The organism is Cognatishimia sp. MH4019 (assembly GCF_020177595.1).
Classification (GTDB): Bacteria; Pseudomonadota; Alphaproteobacteria; order Rhodobacterales; family Rhodobacteraceae; genus JAHTBL01.
In genome coordinates this window covers 563,111-576,377 of record NZ_JAHTBL010000001.1, presented here as the reverse complement: position 1 = coordinate 576,377, position 13,267 = coordinate 563,111, and the positions used below count along the sequence as shown (strand labels likewise).

At 60.4% G+C, this 13,267-nt stretch carries 15 protein-coding genes; 6 read left to right on the top strand and 9 right to left on the bottom strand.

The features are described from left to right. Positions 1–112: 112 nt before the first annotated feature. Both KUW67_RS02790 and guaA read right to left on the bottom strand, forming a co-directional pair. A complete protein-coding gene (locus KUW67_RS02790) occupies positions 113–982 on the bottom strand; it encodes a DMT family transporter (protein WP_224823738.1) in 870 nt (289 codons plus the stop codon). A gap of 225 nt (positions 983–1,207) precedes the next feature. Next, positions 1,208–2,770 carry a glutamine-hydrolyzing GMP synthase gene (gene guaA / locus KUW67_RS02785; protein WP_224823737.1) on the bottom strand — a complete coding sequence of 521 codons (1,563 nt, stop codon included), beginning with the start codon at positions 2,768–2,770 and terminating at the stop codon, positions 1,208–1,210. 180 nt (positions 2,771–2,950) lie between these two features. Between guaA and KUW67_RS02780 the strand changes: the two genes are divergently transcribed. After that, positions 2,951–4,495, top strand: coding sequence for a trimethylamine methyltransferase family protein (locus KUW67_RS02780; protein ID WP_224823736.1), 1,545 nt, complete (start codon positions 2,951–2,953; stop codon positions 4,493–4,495). Between the two features lie 9 nt (positions 4,496–4,504). Here KUW67_RS02780 and KUW67_RS02775 read toward each other — a convergent pair whose 3' ends face one another. Then, the gene (locus KUW67_RS02775; RefSeq protein WP_224823735.1) at positions 4,505–4,801 is read right to left on the bottom strand and encodes a DUF6477 family protein; all 297 of its coding nucleotides are present in this window, start codon (positions 4,799–4,801) and stop codon (positions 4,505–4,507) included. A gap of 32 nt (positions 4,802–4,833) precedes the next feature. Here KUW67_RS02775 and KUW67_RS02770 point away from each other — a divergent pair, with 32 nt between their 5' ends. The 3 genes from KUW67_RS02770 to lipA all read left to right on the top strand — a co-directional run bounded on the left by KUW67_RS02770 (position 4,834) and on the right by lipA (position 7,134). Further along, positions 4,834–4,995 carry a hypothetical protein gene (locus tag KUW67_RS02770; RefSeq protein ID WP_224823734.1) on the top strand — a complete coding sequence of 54 codons (162 nt, stop codon included), beginning with the start codon at positions 4,834–4,836 and terminating at the stop codon, positions 4,993–4,995. 29 nt (positions 4,996–5,024) lie between these two features. Further along, positions 5,025–6,092, top strand: a complete 1,068-nt coding sequence (locus tag KUW67_RS02765; protein WP_224823733.1) for a DUF6456 domain-containing protein — start codon at positions 5,025–5,027, stop codon at positions 6,090–6,092. An 85-nt stretch (positions 6,093–6,177) separates the two neighbouring features. Then, the gene (gene lipA, locus KUW67_RS02760) at positions 6,178–7,134 is read left to right on the top strand and encodes a lipoyl synthase (protein WP_224823732.1); all 957 of its coding nucleotides are present in this window, start codon (positions 6,178–6,180) and stop codon (positions 7,132–7,134) included. 142 nt (positions 7,135–7,276) lie between these two features. Here the strand turns inward: lipA and KUW67_RS02755 are convergent, their stop codons facing one another. Both KUW67_RS02755 and hpt read right to left on the bottom strand, forming a co-directional pair. Beyond that, a complete protein-coding gene (locus KUW67_RS02755; RefSeq protein WP_224823731.1) occupies positions 7,277–7,453 on the bottom strand; it encodes a hypothetical protein in 177 nt (58 codons plus the stop codon). Beyond that, a complete protein-coding gene (gene hpt / locus KUW67_RS02750; RefSeq protein ID WP_224823730.1) occupies positions 7,450–7,986 on the bottom strand; it encodes a hypoxanthine phosphoribosyltransferase in 537 nt (178 codons plus the stop codon). The genes KUW67_RS02755 and hpt overlap by 4 nt, the downstream gene beginning before the upstream one ends. A 73-nt stretch (positions 7,987–8,059) precedes the next feature. Between hpt and KUW67_RS02745 the strand changes: the two genes are divergently transcribed. Next, positions 8,060–8,512, top strand: a complete 453-nt coding sequence (locus KUW67_RS02745) for a type II toxin-antitoxin system RatA family toxin (RefSeq protein WP_224823729.1) — start codon at positions 8,060–8,062, stop codon at positions 8,510–8,512. Then, the gene (locus KUW67_RS18465) at positions 8,509–9,798 is read left to right on the top strand and encodes an MmgE/PrpD family protein (RefSeq protein ID WP_224823728.1); all 1,290 of its coding nucleotides are present in this window, start codon (positions 8,509–8,511) and stop codon (positions 9,796–9,798) included. The genes KUW67_RS02745 and KUW67_RS18465 overlap by 4 nt, the downstream gene beginning before the upstream one ends. Here KUW67_RS18465 and KUW67_RS02735 read toward each other — a convergent pair. The 4 genes from KUW67_RS02735 to KUW67_RS02720 form a co-directional block, all read right to left on the bottom strand. Then, a complete protein-coding gene (locus KUW67_RS02735; protein ID WP_224823727.1) occupies positions 9,795–10,976 on the bottom strand; it encodes an ammonium transporter in 1,182 nt (393 codons plus the stop codon). The two genes, KUW67_RS18465 and KUW67_RS02735, sit on opposite strands and share 4 nt — an antisense overlap. A gap of 164 nt (positions 10,977–11,140) precedes the next feature. Next, on the bottom strand, positions 11,141–11,605 hold the full coding sequence (locus KUW67_RS02730) for a CinA family protein (protein WP_224823726.1): 465 nt from the start codon (positions 11,603–11,605) through the stop codon (positions 11,141–11,143). Beyond that, entirely contained in the window at positions 11,602–12,096 is a 495-nt protein-coding gene (locus tag KUW67_RS02725; RefSeq protein ID WP_224823725.1) for a phosphatidylglycerophosphatase A, read from the bottom strand. The genes KUW67_RS02730 and KUW67_RS02725 overlap by 4 nt, the downstream gene beginning before the upstream one ends. Next, positions 12,093–13,229, bottom strand: coding sequence for a bifunctional 2-C-methyl-D-erythritol 4-phosphate cytidylyltransferase/2-C-methyl-D-erythritol 2,4-cyclodiphosphate synthase (locus KUW67_RS02720; RefSeq protein ID WP_224823724.1), 1,137 nt, complete (start codon positions 13,227–13,229; stop codon positions 12,093–12,095). Before KUW67_RS02720 ends, KUW67_RS02725 begins: the two co-directional genes overlap by 4 nt. Positions 13,230–13,267: the final 38 nt, after the last annotated feature.

The window sequence follows — 13,267 nt, the reverse complement described above, 5'->3', positions numbered from 1 at the left end:
TCGGAATCCCTCATCCCTGGACACGTTTCTTTATTGGTGTCTCGACGTTAGGCGGCGGAAACTCGCCCGGTCAATTCTTACCCAACGTTATGAGATCAGCAGGGACGCGGCGTCACATTCTTGTTACGCGCCGGTTTTCGAGGCGGATATTGGCATAATTTGCCCCAAAAATGAGCGCTGCACCGATGAAGATCCAAAGATCAATCGCCTCACTATAGAACGCCGCACCGATTACCGCGATAACCGGCAACCGGATGAAATCAATCGGCATAACCACACTCGCGGGCGCAAGGCTCAAGGCGGTCGTCAGGCAAAAATGCGCCAGCAGCCCCGCGCAGCCAATCAGGATCAGCCATGGCACAGATACCGCAGAGGGCAGGGCGATATCACCGTCATAGCCCGCCGCGATGATACCAAATACCGCCTGCATCACTGTCAGATAAAACAGGATGCAGGTGATCGTTTCGGTCCGCGTCAGCTTGCGCGTCGCAATGGCTGTGCCTGCAAAGAAAATCGCCGAGGCCGCCGCACAGATCACCCCGATATTGAGCGCGTTGAAGTCCGGGCGCACAACGATCAGAACACCGGTAAAGCCGACCAAAGCGGCCAGCACCTTGGGTCGGGTCAGACGCTCTCCCAGAAAGAGCGGCGACAACAACAACACCCAAAGCGGTGAGGTGAATTCAAGCGCGAAAAGCTGTGCCAACGGGATCATGGTGAGCGCAAAGAACCAAAGGTTCTGCCCGGTAAAATGACACAGGTTGCGGATCGCCTGCAGCCCCAGATTGCGCCGTGTGATCTGCCACAGAGTGCCTGCAGCCCCGGCAATGCTCAGGACCAATACGATGCCCACGAACGACCGGAACATCATGATCTCAAACGTATCGAGCTCAAAGCTGACCGCGCGCCCTGCAATCGCCATTGCCGAAAAAGACCCTATCGCGCCACTCATCCACAACGCGGCCTTGATGACGTCAGACATGCAGCCCTCGATCAGATTTATCTAAAATTGCGCCGGGCCAGTTCGCTTTTTCAAAATATCCGCGCCGCAGGCAAAATATCCCAAGGTCGGAGGCTTCGCCGAGGATATTTAAGAAAAGCGAAAGGATTGCCGTATATCCCGGAATGGCGGAACAGGCTGGGAAGCCGATGGCCGTAGAAGCGAAGGCGCTCTGGTCCGCAAGTCGGACCGGAGCGTGACCGCGTCTTACTCCCATTCGATGGTGCCGGGCGGTTTGCTGGTGATGTCATAGGTCACGCGGTTGATGCCCTTGACCTCATTGATGATCCGCGTCGCGGTTTCGCCCAGAAATTCATGGCTGAACGGATAGTAATCCGCCGTCATCCCATCAACAGAGGTCACAGCGCGCAGCGCGCAGGCATAATCATAGGTGCGGAAATCGCCCATCACGCCGACCGTGCGCACCGGCAGGATCGCCACGAAAGCCTGCCAAATATCATCATAAAGACCGTGTTTGCGGATCTGGTCGATATAGACGGCGTCCGCCTTGCGCAGAATATCCAGCTTCTCGCGCGTGATATCCCCGGGGCAGCGGATCGCAAGACCGGGGCCGGGGAAGGGGTGGCGGCCAATAAAGCTGTCCGGCAGGCCCAACTCGCGACCCAAGGCGCGCACCTCGTCTTTGAAAAGCTCGCGCAGCGGCTCCACCAGCTTGAGACCCATCTTCTCGGGCAAACCGCCCACATTATGGTGGCTCTTGATCGTGACCGACGGCCCACCCGAAAAGCTGACGCTTTCGATCACGTCTGGATACAGCGTCCCTTGAGCGAGAAATTTCGCGCCGCCCACCTCGTTTGCGTGCTTCTGGAACACGTCGATGAAGAGCTTGCCGATGATCTTGCGCTTGGTCTCCGGATCGGACTGGCCTTCCAACTCACCCAGAAACAGATCGCTTTCATCTGCGTGGATCAGCGGCATATTATAATGATCGCGGAACATGGTCACGACCTCGTCGGCCTCGTTCTGGCGCAGCAGACCGTGATCGACAAAGACGCAGGTCAGCTGATCGCCAATCGCCTCATGGATCAGCACGGCGGCGACCGAGCTATCGACACCCCCCGACAACCCGCAGATGACCTTCGCATCGCCCACCTGTTCGCGGATCTTGCGAATGGCTTCCTCGCGATACGCACCCATCGTCCAGTCGCCGGTAAAGCCTGCCAGCTTCACGAAATTTTCGTAAAGCGTCTTGCCGTTGGGCGTGTGGTGCACTTCGGGGTGGAACTGCACAGCAAAGAAATTCCTCGCGACATCCGCCGTGATCGCAAACGGCGCGTTGGGAGAGGTGCCATACACCTCAAACCCCGGCGCGATCTGGCTGACATGGTCGCCATGGCTCATCCAGACCTGTTCTTTTGCCTCCAAAAACCAGCCGTTCAGAAGATCGATCCGGTCGTCCGACGGGGTCACATAGGCGCGGCCAAACTCGGCGGTGCCGTGGCCCTGTTCGACCTTGCCGCCCAGCATATGCATCATCACCTGCTGGCCATAACAAATCCCCAGGATCGGCACGCCCATGTCGAAGACGCTTGCGGGCGGCTGCGGCGCGCCTTCGTCAAAAACCGACGCCGGACCGCCCGAGAAAATGACCGCTTTCGGGGCAAATTCGGCTAAAAACGCGTCGGTGACGTTCTGGTAGGGATGGATTTCGCAATAGACATTCAGCTCGCGCAGGCGGCGCGCGATCAGCTGCGTCACCTGGCTGCCAAAGTCGATAATCAGAAGGCGGTCATGGGATGTATCAGACATGGCTCATCTGGTAGCCTCGTGCGCACCGACACGCAATGACTGGGATGCATTTTCAGCGCTGATCGCGCTGGCAGATGTCGCTTTTCCCCCCGAACCGCCGTTATCGCGGTGCGAGGGCCGGTGCAAACCGCGTATCAAAGAAGACATCTTCGGACTTTGCGAGAAGTAAAGGGTGGTCTCATGGCGGAAGCACAGACAAAACGGCGCGCGCGTGGGGGCGGTGGGGCGGCCCGGCGGGCCGAACGCACGGCGGTCAAGATCGAGACGGCCAAATACATCGAACGCAACATCCCCCTGACCGAGCTTCTCTCGGAGGAGGCGCTGAGCATTATCGAAGCCAATGCCGAGGTGCTGCTGGAAGAGGTCGGCGTCGCTTTCGTCGAAAACCCCGAAGCGTTGGAGCGCTGGAAAGCCGCAGGCGCTCATGTCAACGGCGAGCGGGTGCGCATCCCCAAAGGCCTTGCCCGCAAGCTGTGCGAAACCGCGCCTTCAAAATTCACCCAACACGCCCGCAACCCCGAGCGGAACGTGGAGATCGGCGGCAACACCCTTGTGACCGCCCCCGTCTATGGCCCGCCTTTCGTGCGCGATGCTGATGGCGGTCGTCGCTACGCCACGATGGATGACTTCAAGAATTTCGTGAAGCTCGGCTACATGTCGAAATACCTTCACCATTCCGGCGGCACCGTGTGCGAGCCCACGGATGTGCCGGTCAACAAGCGCCATCTGGATATGCTGCTGGCCCATATGACGCTGTCCGACAAGCCCTTCATGGGATCAGTAACCGAACCATCGCGCGCCCAAGACAGTGTTGAGATGTGCGAGATTCTTTTCGGCAAAGAGTTCGTCCAAGAGAATACCGTGATGACCTCACTCATCAACATCAACTCGCCGATGACCTTTGACGCCACGATGATGGGCGCGTTGGAGGTTTACGCCGCCAACAATCAGGCCTGCATCATTTCGCCCTTTATCGTCGGCGGGGCCATGGCGCCTGTGTCCGTCATGGGCACGCTCACTCAAGTGCTGGCCGAGGTAATGGCAGGCATTGCCTATTCCCAGATCATCCGCCCCGGCGCGCCTGTCATCTTCGGCACCTTCGTGACCTCGATCGACATGAACTCCGGCGCGCCTACATTCGGCACACCCGAGGCCAGCCAGATCCTTTACGGGGCAGGGCAATTGGCCCGCCGGATGGGTCTGCCGTTCCGCTCGGGCGGGGGGCTGTGCGGCTCCAAACTGCCTGATGCGCAAGCGGCCTATGAGACCGCGCATACCCATAACGCAGCGCTCATGGGCGGTGTGAACTTCATGCTGCACAGCTGTGGCTGGCTCGAAGGGGGCCTCGTGTCCTCTTACGAGAAATTCGTGATGGACGCGGACCAGCTTGGCACGCTTCAGAAGATGGCCGCGGGCGTGGACACCTCAGAAGAGGCGCAAGCGATGGACGCGATCCGCGAGGTCGGCCCAGGCGGGCATTACCTTGGCTGCGCCCATACCCAAGCCAACTTCAAAGAGGCCTTCTGGCGCACCGATTTGCTGGATTACAAGCCGTTCGAGACATGGGATGAAGAAGGCGCGCGCGACACCCAGGCGCTGGCCACGCTCCGGGTCCAGAAGCTGCTGAACGACTATCAGCAACCTCAGCTTGACCCCGGCATCCACGCCAAACTCGTCGAATATGTCGAAAGCAAAAAAGCCTCCATGCCTGACGCGTTTGTCTAAAGGCCGGGCTTAGGGCAGGGGCGCGCGGGCCGCTTGAACCATCCGCGCCTCTCCCATGATCGCGATCATCACCAGCACATGCTGGGTCAGGTTATAGCGCCCGTCATCGGTCACGCGTTGCTCTTCCAGCGTGCCTTCGATGTCGATCAGATGGGTTAACGCCTCCACCGGGCCGATCATCCGCTCGCTTTGCAGAATGCGCGCAAGATCACGGGTGCGGCGATACTCCAGCACCCCGAATCGCGCAGCAGACATCAAAAGGCGCGGGCGGCGCAGGCATTCCAGACGAGCAAGAATATCGGTCATGGCAGGTTCCCTTCGGTTTTGGCGAGGTCACCATGACACAACCTGAACGGGTGTTGCGTCTTCCCCAGAAGCACCGTTCGGCGGCTTCCGCCTTTGTTTATCTTTTGGCAACAATCATCGTTTTGCTGCTCGATTTTAACTTCTGGGTAATAAATGCCCGTTTAGGTTGTGCCTATAAATCGGGTGGCGCTTGAACGTCGCTCGCAGGGAAGGACGATTAAGAATGCCAGACGATCAGAGCGTGGAGGCTCTGTCGCCAATGCCGGCTTGGGTGCCGGACGGGGCCAGACTGTATCTCACACATGTTGAGGGTGGGGTAACGATCCGTGGGCTTGCCCGCTCGCGGGGCGTTCACGCATCCACCATCATGCGACAAGTGCGCCGCTTCGAGCAGCGCAGGGATGATCCGTTGGTCGACAAGGCGCTGCGGCGTCTGGCATCTAAAACCGTGCGCGCGATTTCCCTTTCCCCCAAGAAGGAGTGTCGCCAAATGTTGCCCACACAATCTCCGATTGCCGAAACCACCACCGCACCCGATCCGTTGCTGAACGATGCCCACCGTGCGTTGCGTCGCTTGTGCGAAACCGGTGCGATTCTGGCGATTGCCGCGGATATGGAAAAGGCCGTCGTCGTGCGCAATGGTCCCGACGGCAGCAGCACGCGCACAGCCGTCATTGACCGCTCGGTCGCCGAAGCCATGGCCTTGAAAGACTGGATCGCCTGCGACGCACCGGGCCGCATTTCGCGCTATGAAGTCACGCCAACAGGCCGCGCAGCAGCGCGCGAGCTGGCGGTAGAGGCAGACGACGTTGCACCGGCTGCAGCCACCGAAGACACCTCCAACCGCCGCGCCCGCTACGGTGCGGTCGAATCCCCGCTCATCAGCCTCTCGCGCCGCCGCGACAAGGATGGAAATGTCTTTCTGTCAGAAGATCTCGTCACGGCCGGTGAACGTCTGCGCGAAGATTTCGAGTTGGGCCAGCTTGGCCCCTACGCTCCCGCCGACTGGGAAGCGTTTCTCAACCAAGCGCCCGAAACCGACCCGTCAAAAGGCGCAGGCGTCGGCCCCGATGCCGCCCGCGCCCGTGTCCACGCCGCCTTGACCGAGCTTGGCCCTAGCCTTGCCGATATCGCCTTGCGCTGTTGCTGCTTTCTCGAAGGGCTCGAGGTGACCGAAAAGCAAATGGGCTGGTCCGCGCGCTCGGGCAAGATCGTTTTGCGGATCGCGTTGCAACGCCTCTCTCAGCACTATCTGGGCCAGCGTCAGGACTATGGGAAACTGATCGGATAACCTGCGACGTGGTGGCCTTTGGACATTTCCGTCCCAGATAGTTAAGTGTTAAACAACTTTTTGATCTGGTCCCAAGAGGCAGCACATGAGCACGCGCGATCTGAAAATCCCGGCCCAACGCCACCCGGAAAAAGCCCATAAGGCGGACAAGGCCCAGCCCAGCAAACCCGACTGGATCCGGGTTAAAGCGCCGACCTCCGAAGGCTACAAGAAAACCCACGCCATCATGCGCGAGCATAAGCTGGTCACTGTTTGCGAGGAAGCAGGCTGCCCCAACGCTGGCGAATGCTGGAGCCAGGGTCACGCCACGATGATGATTATGGGCGACATCTGCACGCGCGGCTGCTCGTTCTGCAACATCGCCACGGGTCGCCCCGATACGCTTGATGCGTTCGAGCCGGGGCGCGTCGCCCATGCGGTCCAAAAACTGGACCTGAACCACGTGGTCATCACCTCAGTGGACCGCGACGATCTGGAAGATGGCGGGGCCGATCACTTCGCCCAGACCATCCGCGCCATCCGCCACCGCGCGCCGGACACGACCATCGAAATCCTGACACCCGATTTTCTGAAATGCGCCGACAGCGTGCTCGAAACGGTGGTTGAAGCCCGCCCGGACGTCTTCAACCACAACCTCGAAACGGTGCCCGGCCTCTACCCTGAGGTGCGTCCCGGCGCGCGCTATTTCCACTCGCTGCGCCTGCTTCAGCGCGTCAAGGAACTGGACCCGTCCATGTTCACCAAATCCGGCATCATGGTCGGCCTGGGCGAGGACCGCCAAGGCGTGCTGCAAGTGATGGACGACATGCGCGCCGCCGATATCGACTTCCTGACCATCGGCCAATACCTTCAGCCAACCCCGAAACACCACGCGGTCGATCGCTTCGTGACACCGGATGAATTCAAATCCTACGAAAAAGCCGCCTTCGGCAAAGGCTTCCTGATGGTCTCCGCCACGCCGCTCACGCGCTCCAGCTACCATGCCGGAGATGACTTCGCGAAACTTCGCAACGCACGCATGGCCAAGCTCGAAAACGCCTGAGACGTCTTTTGTCCTTAAATACCTTGGGGGTCTGGGGGTGAAACCCCCAGCGTCGCGACGCGCCGAAGGCGCGACGCAACCATAACCCTTTCGGTGATTTTTCAAATCACCTATCGGGCAACGTGTTTTGCTTCGCAAAACACTAGCGCAACATGCGCCCCGGCTCATTCACTGTCAGCCAGTCCGGCCAGCCGATGAAATACTCGATCCCGACCAGCACCAACCCGGCCAGAATAATCCCAAAGACCAGCTTCACCATCTTCTCAGATGGCGGGTTTCGCGCCCATTTCGACGCCCGGACGAACCAGCGCAAGTTCATGTGAACCGCACCGCGCCAATATAAGGCAGGTTGCGATTGCGCTGCGCGTAATCAATCCCGTAGCCCACGACAAACGCATCCGGAATCTCGAACCCAACCCAATCCACATCCACCTTCACTTCCCGGCGCGACGGCTTGTCCAGCAGTACAATGGACCGCAACCGCGCAGGCTTGCGCGCGCCCAAAAGTCCCAGCACGTGGCGCAAGGTAAACCCGGTATCGATCAGATCTTCGACCACCAGCACATCGCGCCCTTCAATCGCGCCGCGCAAGTCCTTCAAGATCCGGACCTCGCGCGTGCTCTCCATTCCGTCGCCATAAGACGATGCCTCGATAAAATCGACCTCGATCGGCAAATCCAGCGCCCGCACCATATCCGCGATGAACACGAAAGATCCGCGCAGCAGCCCCACAACAACCAGCTTGTCGGTATCGGCAAACTCGGCCTCGATCTCGCGAGCCAGATCCCCGATCCGCTCTGCGATCTGCTGGGCTGAGATCATCTCGTCAATGACATATGGCCGCTGTTCCATGCGCTTCCCCTTGATTTCTGCCCCCGATTTACCGATATGGCCCCCCACTGTCACGGGGAGAAAAGGACGTCGGATGCCGACCCATTCGGAAACACGCCACCTGCCATACACCGCACAACAGATGTACGATCTGGTGGCTGACGTGGCCTCATACCCCGAATTTCTGCCCTGGTGCGCCGCAGCGCGCATCCGCTCGCGCACCCAGCACGGCCCCTCCGAGGTGATGGAGGCGGATCTGGTGATCTCCTTCAAGGTGTTCCGCGAACGCTTCGGCAGCCGCGTCACGCTACATCCAGACCGCAAAAGCATCGACACGGAATATATCGACGGCCCGTTCCGCTATATGAAATCCACCTGGGATTTTGCCGAGGCAGAGGGCGGCTGCGAAGTGAAGTTCTTCGTCGATTTCGAGTTCAAGAACGCCGTCCTGCAGGGCATCATCGGCATGGTGTTCAATGAGGCGATGCAACGCATCGTGCGCGCCTTTGAACGCCGCGCCGCCGCCTTGTATGGCACCTCCGCGTGACGCCTGCCGCCCAACTCGCGCAGTTCGCGCAAACCGCAACACCGCCCGAGGCGAGCCTGCAAATCATGCAGCTATCGCTTGCAGACTGGGTGACGGTTGGCCGCGCAGGCCGATCGGAGCCCGTCGCAAAGATCATCCGCCAGATGGTGCTGGCAGAAGGCGGGCAGGGGCGCGCCAGCCTTTTTGGCGACCCCACGCCACAGCCTCCGCGCGCCGCCGCGTTGGCAAACGGCACGATCAGCCATGCGCTCGATTATGACGACACGCATTTTGCCCATATCGGCCATCCCAGTGTCGCCGTGCTGCCCGCAGCACTTGCCGTTGCCGAAACCGAAAATGCGTCAGGCGCTGATTTCCTGACGGCAGCCCTGATCGGTGTCGAAGCCTCCATCCGCGTGGGCCTCTGGCTGGGGCGCAGCCACTATCAGGTGGGCTTTCACCAAACCGCGACCGCGGGTGCATTCGGCGCAACGCTGGCCGCTGCGAAGCTGATGAACCTGACGGAAGAGCAAATCGAAACCGCGCTCAACCTCGTGGCAACCCGCTCCTCTGGCCTCAAGTCGCAGTTTGGCGCGATGGGTAAGCCCTATAACGCAGGCATCGCAGCCTCCAACGGGGTCGAATGCGCCCAGCTGGCCCGCCTTGGCATGACCGCTGCCGCGGACGGCATGGCCAGCGGCCAAGGTTTCGGCCCCACCCATCATGGCACCCTGGAAACCGCGCCATTCGCGGCTGACGGCATCTGGCATTTCGACCGCATCAGTCACAAATTTCACGCCTGTTGCCATGGCACCCATGCAGCGCTTGAGGCACTCTCCCAGATCGCCCCGCAGATCACCGGTGAAATTCAGAAAATCGAAATCACCACACATCCGCGCTGGCTCAGCGTTTGTGATATCAAATCCCCACGCAGTGGGCTTGAGGTAAAATTCAGCTACGCCCACACCGCCGCGATGGCGCTGTCGGGCGTCTCCACAGCAGCGCTTGAGAGCTTTTCTGACGAGGTGGCCACAGATCCAGCATTGCAGGCTCTGGCCAAGCGCGTCACCGTCACGTCAGACGCGGAAATGGCGGAAACTGCCGCGACCGTGCTCGTGACAACTGCATCAGACCGGGTCGAGGTCTCTTACGATCTTGCTCATCCGATCTCGCTCACAGCGCTCTCCGATAAGCTTGCCAAAAAATCCGCCGCACTTTTAGGAGAGCCGCAAGCCAAAGCTCTTTGGCACATGATCGAGAAGGGCTCCGACCCGTCACAGATCGGAGCCGTCTTGCGCGGCGTCTAGGACGTCAGATCGTAGGCCCGTTCGCCATGAGAAGTCAGATCGAGACCGGTCGTCTCGTCCTCTGCGCTGACCCGCAGCGGCACGATCAGCTTGATCACAAAAATCAAGACGGTCGTCACCACGATTGTGTAAATCCCAACAATTGCCAGCCCGCCCAATTGTGCAGCCCAGCTGCCCTGGCCAAAGACCGCAATCATGATCGTGCCGAAAATGCCGCCGACACCATGCACGGCGAAAACATCCAAGGTATCATCTATTTTCAATACGTTACGGATCAGCACAACCGCTTCCTGACATAGGATCCCTGCAACCGCGCCGATCACCAGCGCCTCCACCGGGCCCACAAACCCGGACGCTGGCGTGATCGAGGCCAGACCCGCAATCGTGCCCGTCACCATGCCCACGAGCGAGGCTTTGCCGAACTTGATCCGCTCCCATAGAGCCCAGGATAGCGACGCCGTCGCTGCCGAGATATGCGTCACCGTCAGCGCCATCGCAGCCCCACCATCGGCGGCCAATTGCGAGCCGCCATTGAAGCCGAACCAGCCAACCCAAAGCAGCGCCGCGCCGATCATCACCATGCCCGGATTATGGGGCGGTTTGCTGGGGTCTTTGCGCGCGCCCAGCATCACCGCAAGGATCAGCGCCGCAAGCCCTGCGGTTTCGTGCACCACAATACCCCCCGCAAAATCGCGCACTCCTGTTTCGCCGAAAATGCCGCCATCGGCCAGCATCCCGCCGCCCCAGATCCAATGCACCACGGGCGCATAGCAGATCAGCATCCACAGCCCCGAAAACAGCATCACGAAGCCGAAATTGATCCGCTCCACATAGGCGCCCACAATAAGCGCCGGCGTGATGATCGCAAAGGTCATCTGGAACGCAAAGAACAGAACCTCGGGCAAAGTGCCGGACAGGCTGTCTGCGGTGACCCCGCTTAAAAACATCTTGTCCAGTCCGCCCCAAAGCCCGCTTGTGCCACCGCCAAAGGCAATCGAGTACCCGATGACCAGCCACAGTACGCTCATCAGACAGGCGATGGCGTAACATTGCATAAACACGCTCAGGACATTGCGCGCACGCACAAGGCCTCCGTAGAACAGGGCAAGCCCCGGCAAGGTCATCAAGAGGACCAGCGCCGTTGCGACGATGATCCAGGCTGTATCAGCTCCGTTCATGGGGGGTGTCCTTCGCAGTCATTCATCAATGCGATGTGCTAGACGGTAAATGAGCTGCTGAAAAAAGAGCAGAGCGATAGATTGAGCGCCTATTTCATAGGCAATTCATATAATGACTAATTATTAGGCGCTATTTACGCGATTAAGCCAGATAATGTAGCACTTTAGAGGCGCGCCGCCACCAGCGCCAGCGCATGATCCCGTGCCGCGGCACGGACATTGGCCCGCCCCAAAGCCCCGAACTCTACCGTCTCGGTATGCACGCCTGCCGCATCCGCGATGCCGAAACAGACCCGACCTTCTGGTTTGAACTCCGACCCGCCAGGTCCCGCGATCCCGGTGATCGAGACCGCGATATCCGCCGCCGCCGTGGCCCGCGCACCTTGGGCCATCTCGCCCGCGACCTCTTCGCTGACGGCGCCATGGGTCTCCAACGTTGCCGCCGAGACCCCCAACAGCGCAATCTTTGCCGCGTTGGAATAGGTGATCACGCCGCGCCCGAAGATGGCCGAGGATCCCGCGACATCCGTGATCGCTGCGGCCACAAGGCCTCCAGTGCAGCTCTCTCCCGTGGTCACTTTCAACCCCAACTCCGTCGCCCGTTGGACGATGCGCTCTGCTACGCTCATAGACCCAACCCCATATGCGCAATCGCCGCAGCACCCGCCACGACGCAGGCTGCCATTGCCCCTGCGATCACGTCATCCATCATCACGCCCAAGGCGTCATGACGCCGGTCGGCCCAACCCACAGGGCCGGGCTTCCAGATATCGAACACGCGGAAAAAAATGAAAGCGGTGACCCAGCCCGGCCATGGAAAAGTCCACGGGTCCACGCCCGCCATCCACAAGCCCAGCGAGACCGGCCAAAGCGCGACCCACTGGCCGGCAACCTCATCAATCACGATCTCGGACGGGTCGTGATCCTCGGCCCCGCGCGTGGCCTCGACCGTGGCCCACCAGCCCAGTGCGAAGACCGCGAGTGTTGCCACAAACAACAGCGGGAAGCCTCCCAAGGCGTGCAGCACATATGCCACCGGAATCGCCGCCGCCGAACCCCAGGTCCCCGGCGCAGGCCGCAACAGGCCGACGTAGAAAAACGTCGCAATCGCGCGGCTCATGCGGCGACCAGCGTAACAGTGGCAATCGAGGCGATGCCTTCCCCGCGCCCGGTAAAGCCCAACCGCTCGGACGTGGTGGCCTTGACGCTGACCTGTCCCGGCTCCAACCCCATTAGCCGCGCCATTTCCGCTTTCATATCAGCGGCATGGGGGCCAATCTTCGGGTGTTCGCAAATCAGCGTGCAGTCCATATTTGCAATCCGGTAGCCGCGCGAACTGGCCAGTTCCACCGCGTGGCGCAGAAAAATCTCGCTCGCCGCACCTTTCCATTGAGGGTCACTTGGCGGAAAATGCTGGCCGATATCGCCATCAGCCAAAGCGCCGTAGATCGCGTCGGTCACGGCATGCATGCCGACATCCGCATCCGAATGCCCTTGCAGACTGCGCCCATGCGGCACCCGCACACCGCACAGGATCACATGATCCCCGTCACCAAAGCGATGCACGTCAAAACCGTTTCCAAGTCGAATATCCATATTCTGTCTCATGATCCGTTCGGCCCGCGCAAAATCGTCGGGTCCGGTGATTTTCAGATTGGCCTCATCGCCCTCTACAATCGCCACGCGCAGACCTGCGGCGCGCGCGACTTCCACATCATCAGCAGCCCCGCCGGGATGGGCGGCATGGGCAGCAAGAATGGCATCGAAGCGAAAGCCCTGAGGCGTCTGCGCGCGGTAAAGCCCGGCGCGATCCTGCGTCCCGGTGACCGCATCTTCAGCGCCGCGCCATAATGCGTCGGTGACAGCAAGGGCAGGGGCCGCACCTTCGGTGGTCTCCAAAGCGTCCAGAACCCGGTCGATCACTGCCCCTGTCAAGCAAGGCCGTGCAACATCATGGATCAGAACACGCTCTGGCGGATCACCTGCCAAAGCCTCCAGCCCCGCGCGGACCGAGGCGTCCCTTGTCGCGCCTCCGGGCACGCACAGATGCCCGCGCGCGGCAAAGCCCTGCACCTCGGTCAAATCCTCTGCCGCGTGGACAATCACGATGCGGTCCACGCGCGGATGTGTTTCGAAGACGTCAACCGTCCACTCCGCGACGCGACGTCCCGCAAGCGGTTGCCATTGCTTGGCAATCTCGCCACCCGCACGTGTGCCGCGCCCTGCGGCAACGATCAAAGCGGCGGTCCGCATCACGTATTATCCTGCTGATCTGTCATGGCGTTCTGTCT

Bases quoted from the DNA above. Each gene is read 5' to 3' on its own strand.
- KUW67_RS02745 (WP_224823729.1), top strand. From the start codon at position 8,060: ATGCCGACCCATTCGGAAACACGCCACCTGCCATACACCGCACAACAG.
- KUW67_RS02755 (WP_224823731.1), bottom strand. From the start codon at position 7,453: ATGAACTTGCGCTGGTTCGTCCGGGCGTCGAAATGGGCGCGAAACCCG.
- KUW67_RS02770 (WP_224823734.1), top strand. From the start codon at position 4,834: ATGACACAACCTGAACGGGTGTTGCGTCTTCCCCAGAAGCACCGTTCG.
- KUW67_RS02730 (WP_224823726.1), bottom strand. From the start codon at position 11,605: ATGAGCGTAGCAGAGCGCATCGTCCAACGGGCGACGGAGTTGGGGTTG.
- KUW67_RS02765 (WP_224823733.1), top strand. From the start codon at position 5,025: ATGCCAGACGATCAGAGCGTGGAGGCTCTGTCGCCAATGCCGGCTTGG.
- KUW67_RS02725 (WP_224823725.1), bottom strand. From the start codon at position 12,096: ATGAGCCGCGCGATTGCGACGTTTTTCTACGTCGGCCTGTTGCGGCCT.
- guaA (WP_224823737.1), bottom strand. From the start codon at position 2,770: ATGTCTGATACATCCCATGACCGCCTTCTGATTATCGACTTTGGCAGC.
- KUW67_RS02790 (WP_224823738.1), bottom strand. From the start codon at position 982: ATGTCTGACGTCATCAAGGCCGCGTTGTGGATGAGTGGCGCGATAGGG.
- KUW67_RS02720 (WP_224823724.1), bottom strand. From the start codon at position 13,229: ATGCGGACCGCCGCTTTGATCGTTGCCGCAGGGCGCGGCACACGTGCG.
- KUW67_RS02735 (WP_224823727.1), bottom strand. From the start codon at position 10,976: ATGAACGGAGCTGATACAGCCTGGATCATCGTCGCAACGGCGCTGGTC.
- lipA (WP_224823732.1), top strand. From the start codon at position 6,178: ATGAGCACGCGCGATCTGAAAATCCCGGCCCAACGCCACCCGGAAAAA.
- KUW67_RS02775 (WP_224823735.1), bottom strand. From the start codon at position 4,801: ATGACCGATATTCTTGCTCGTCTGGAATGCCTGCGCCGCCCGCGCCTT.
- KUW67_RS02780 (WP_224823736.1), top strand. From the start codon at position 2,951: ATGGCGGAAGCACAGACAAAACGGCGCGCGCGTGGGGGCGGTGGGGCG.
- hpt (WP_224823730.1), bottom strand. From the start codon at position 7,986: ATGGAACAGCGGCCATATGTCATTGACGAGATGATCTCAGCCCAGCAG.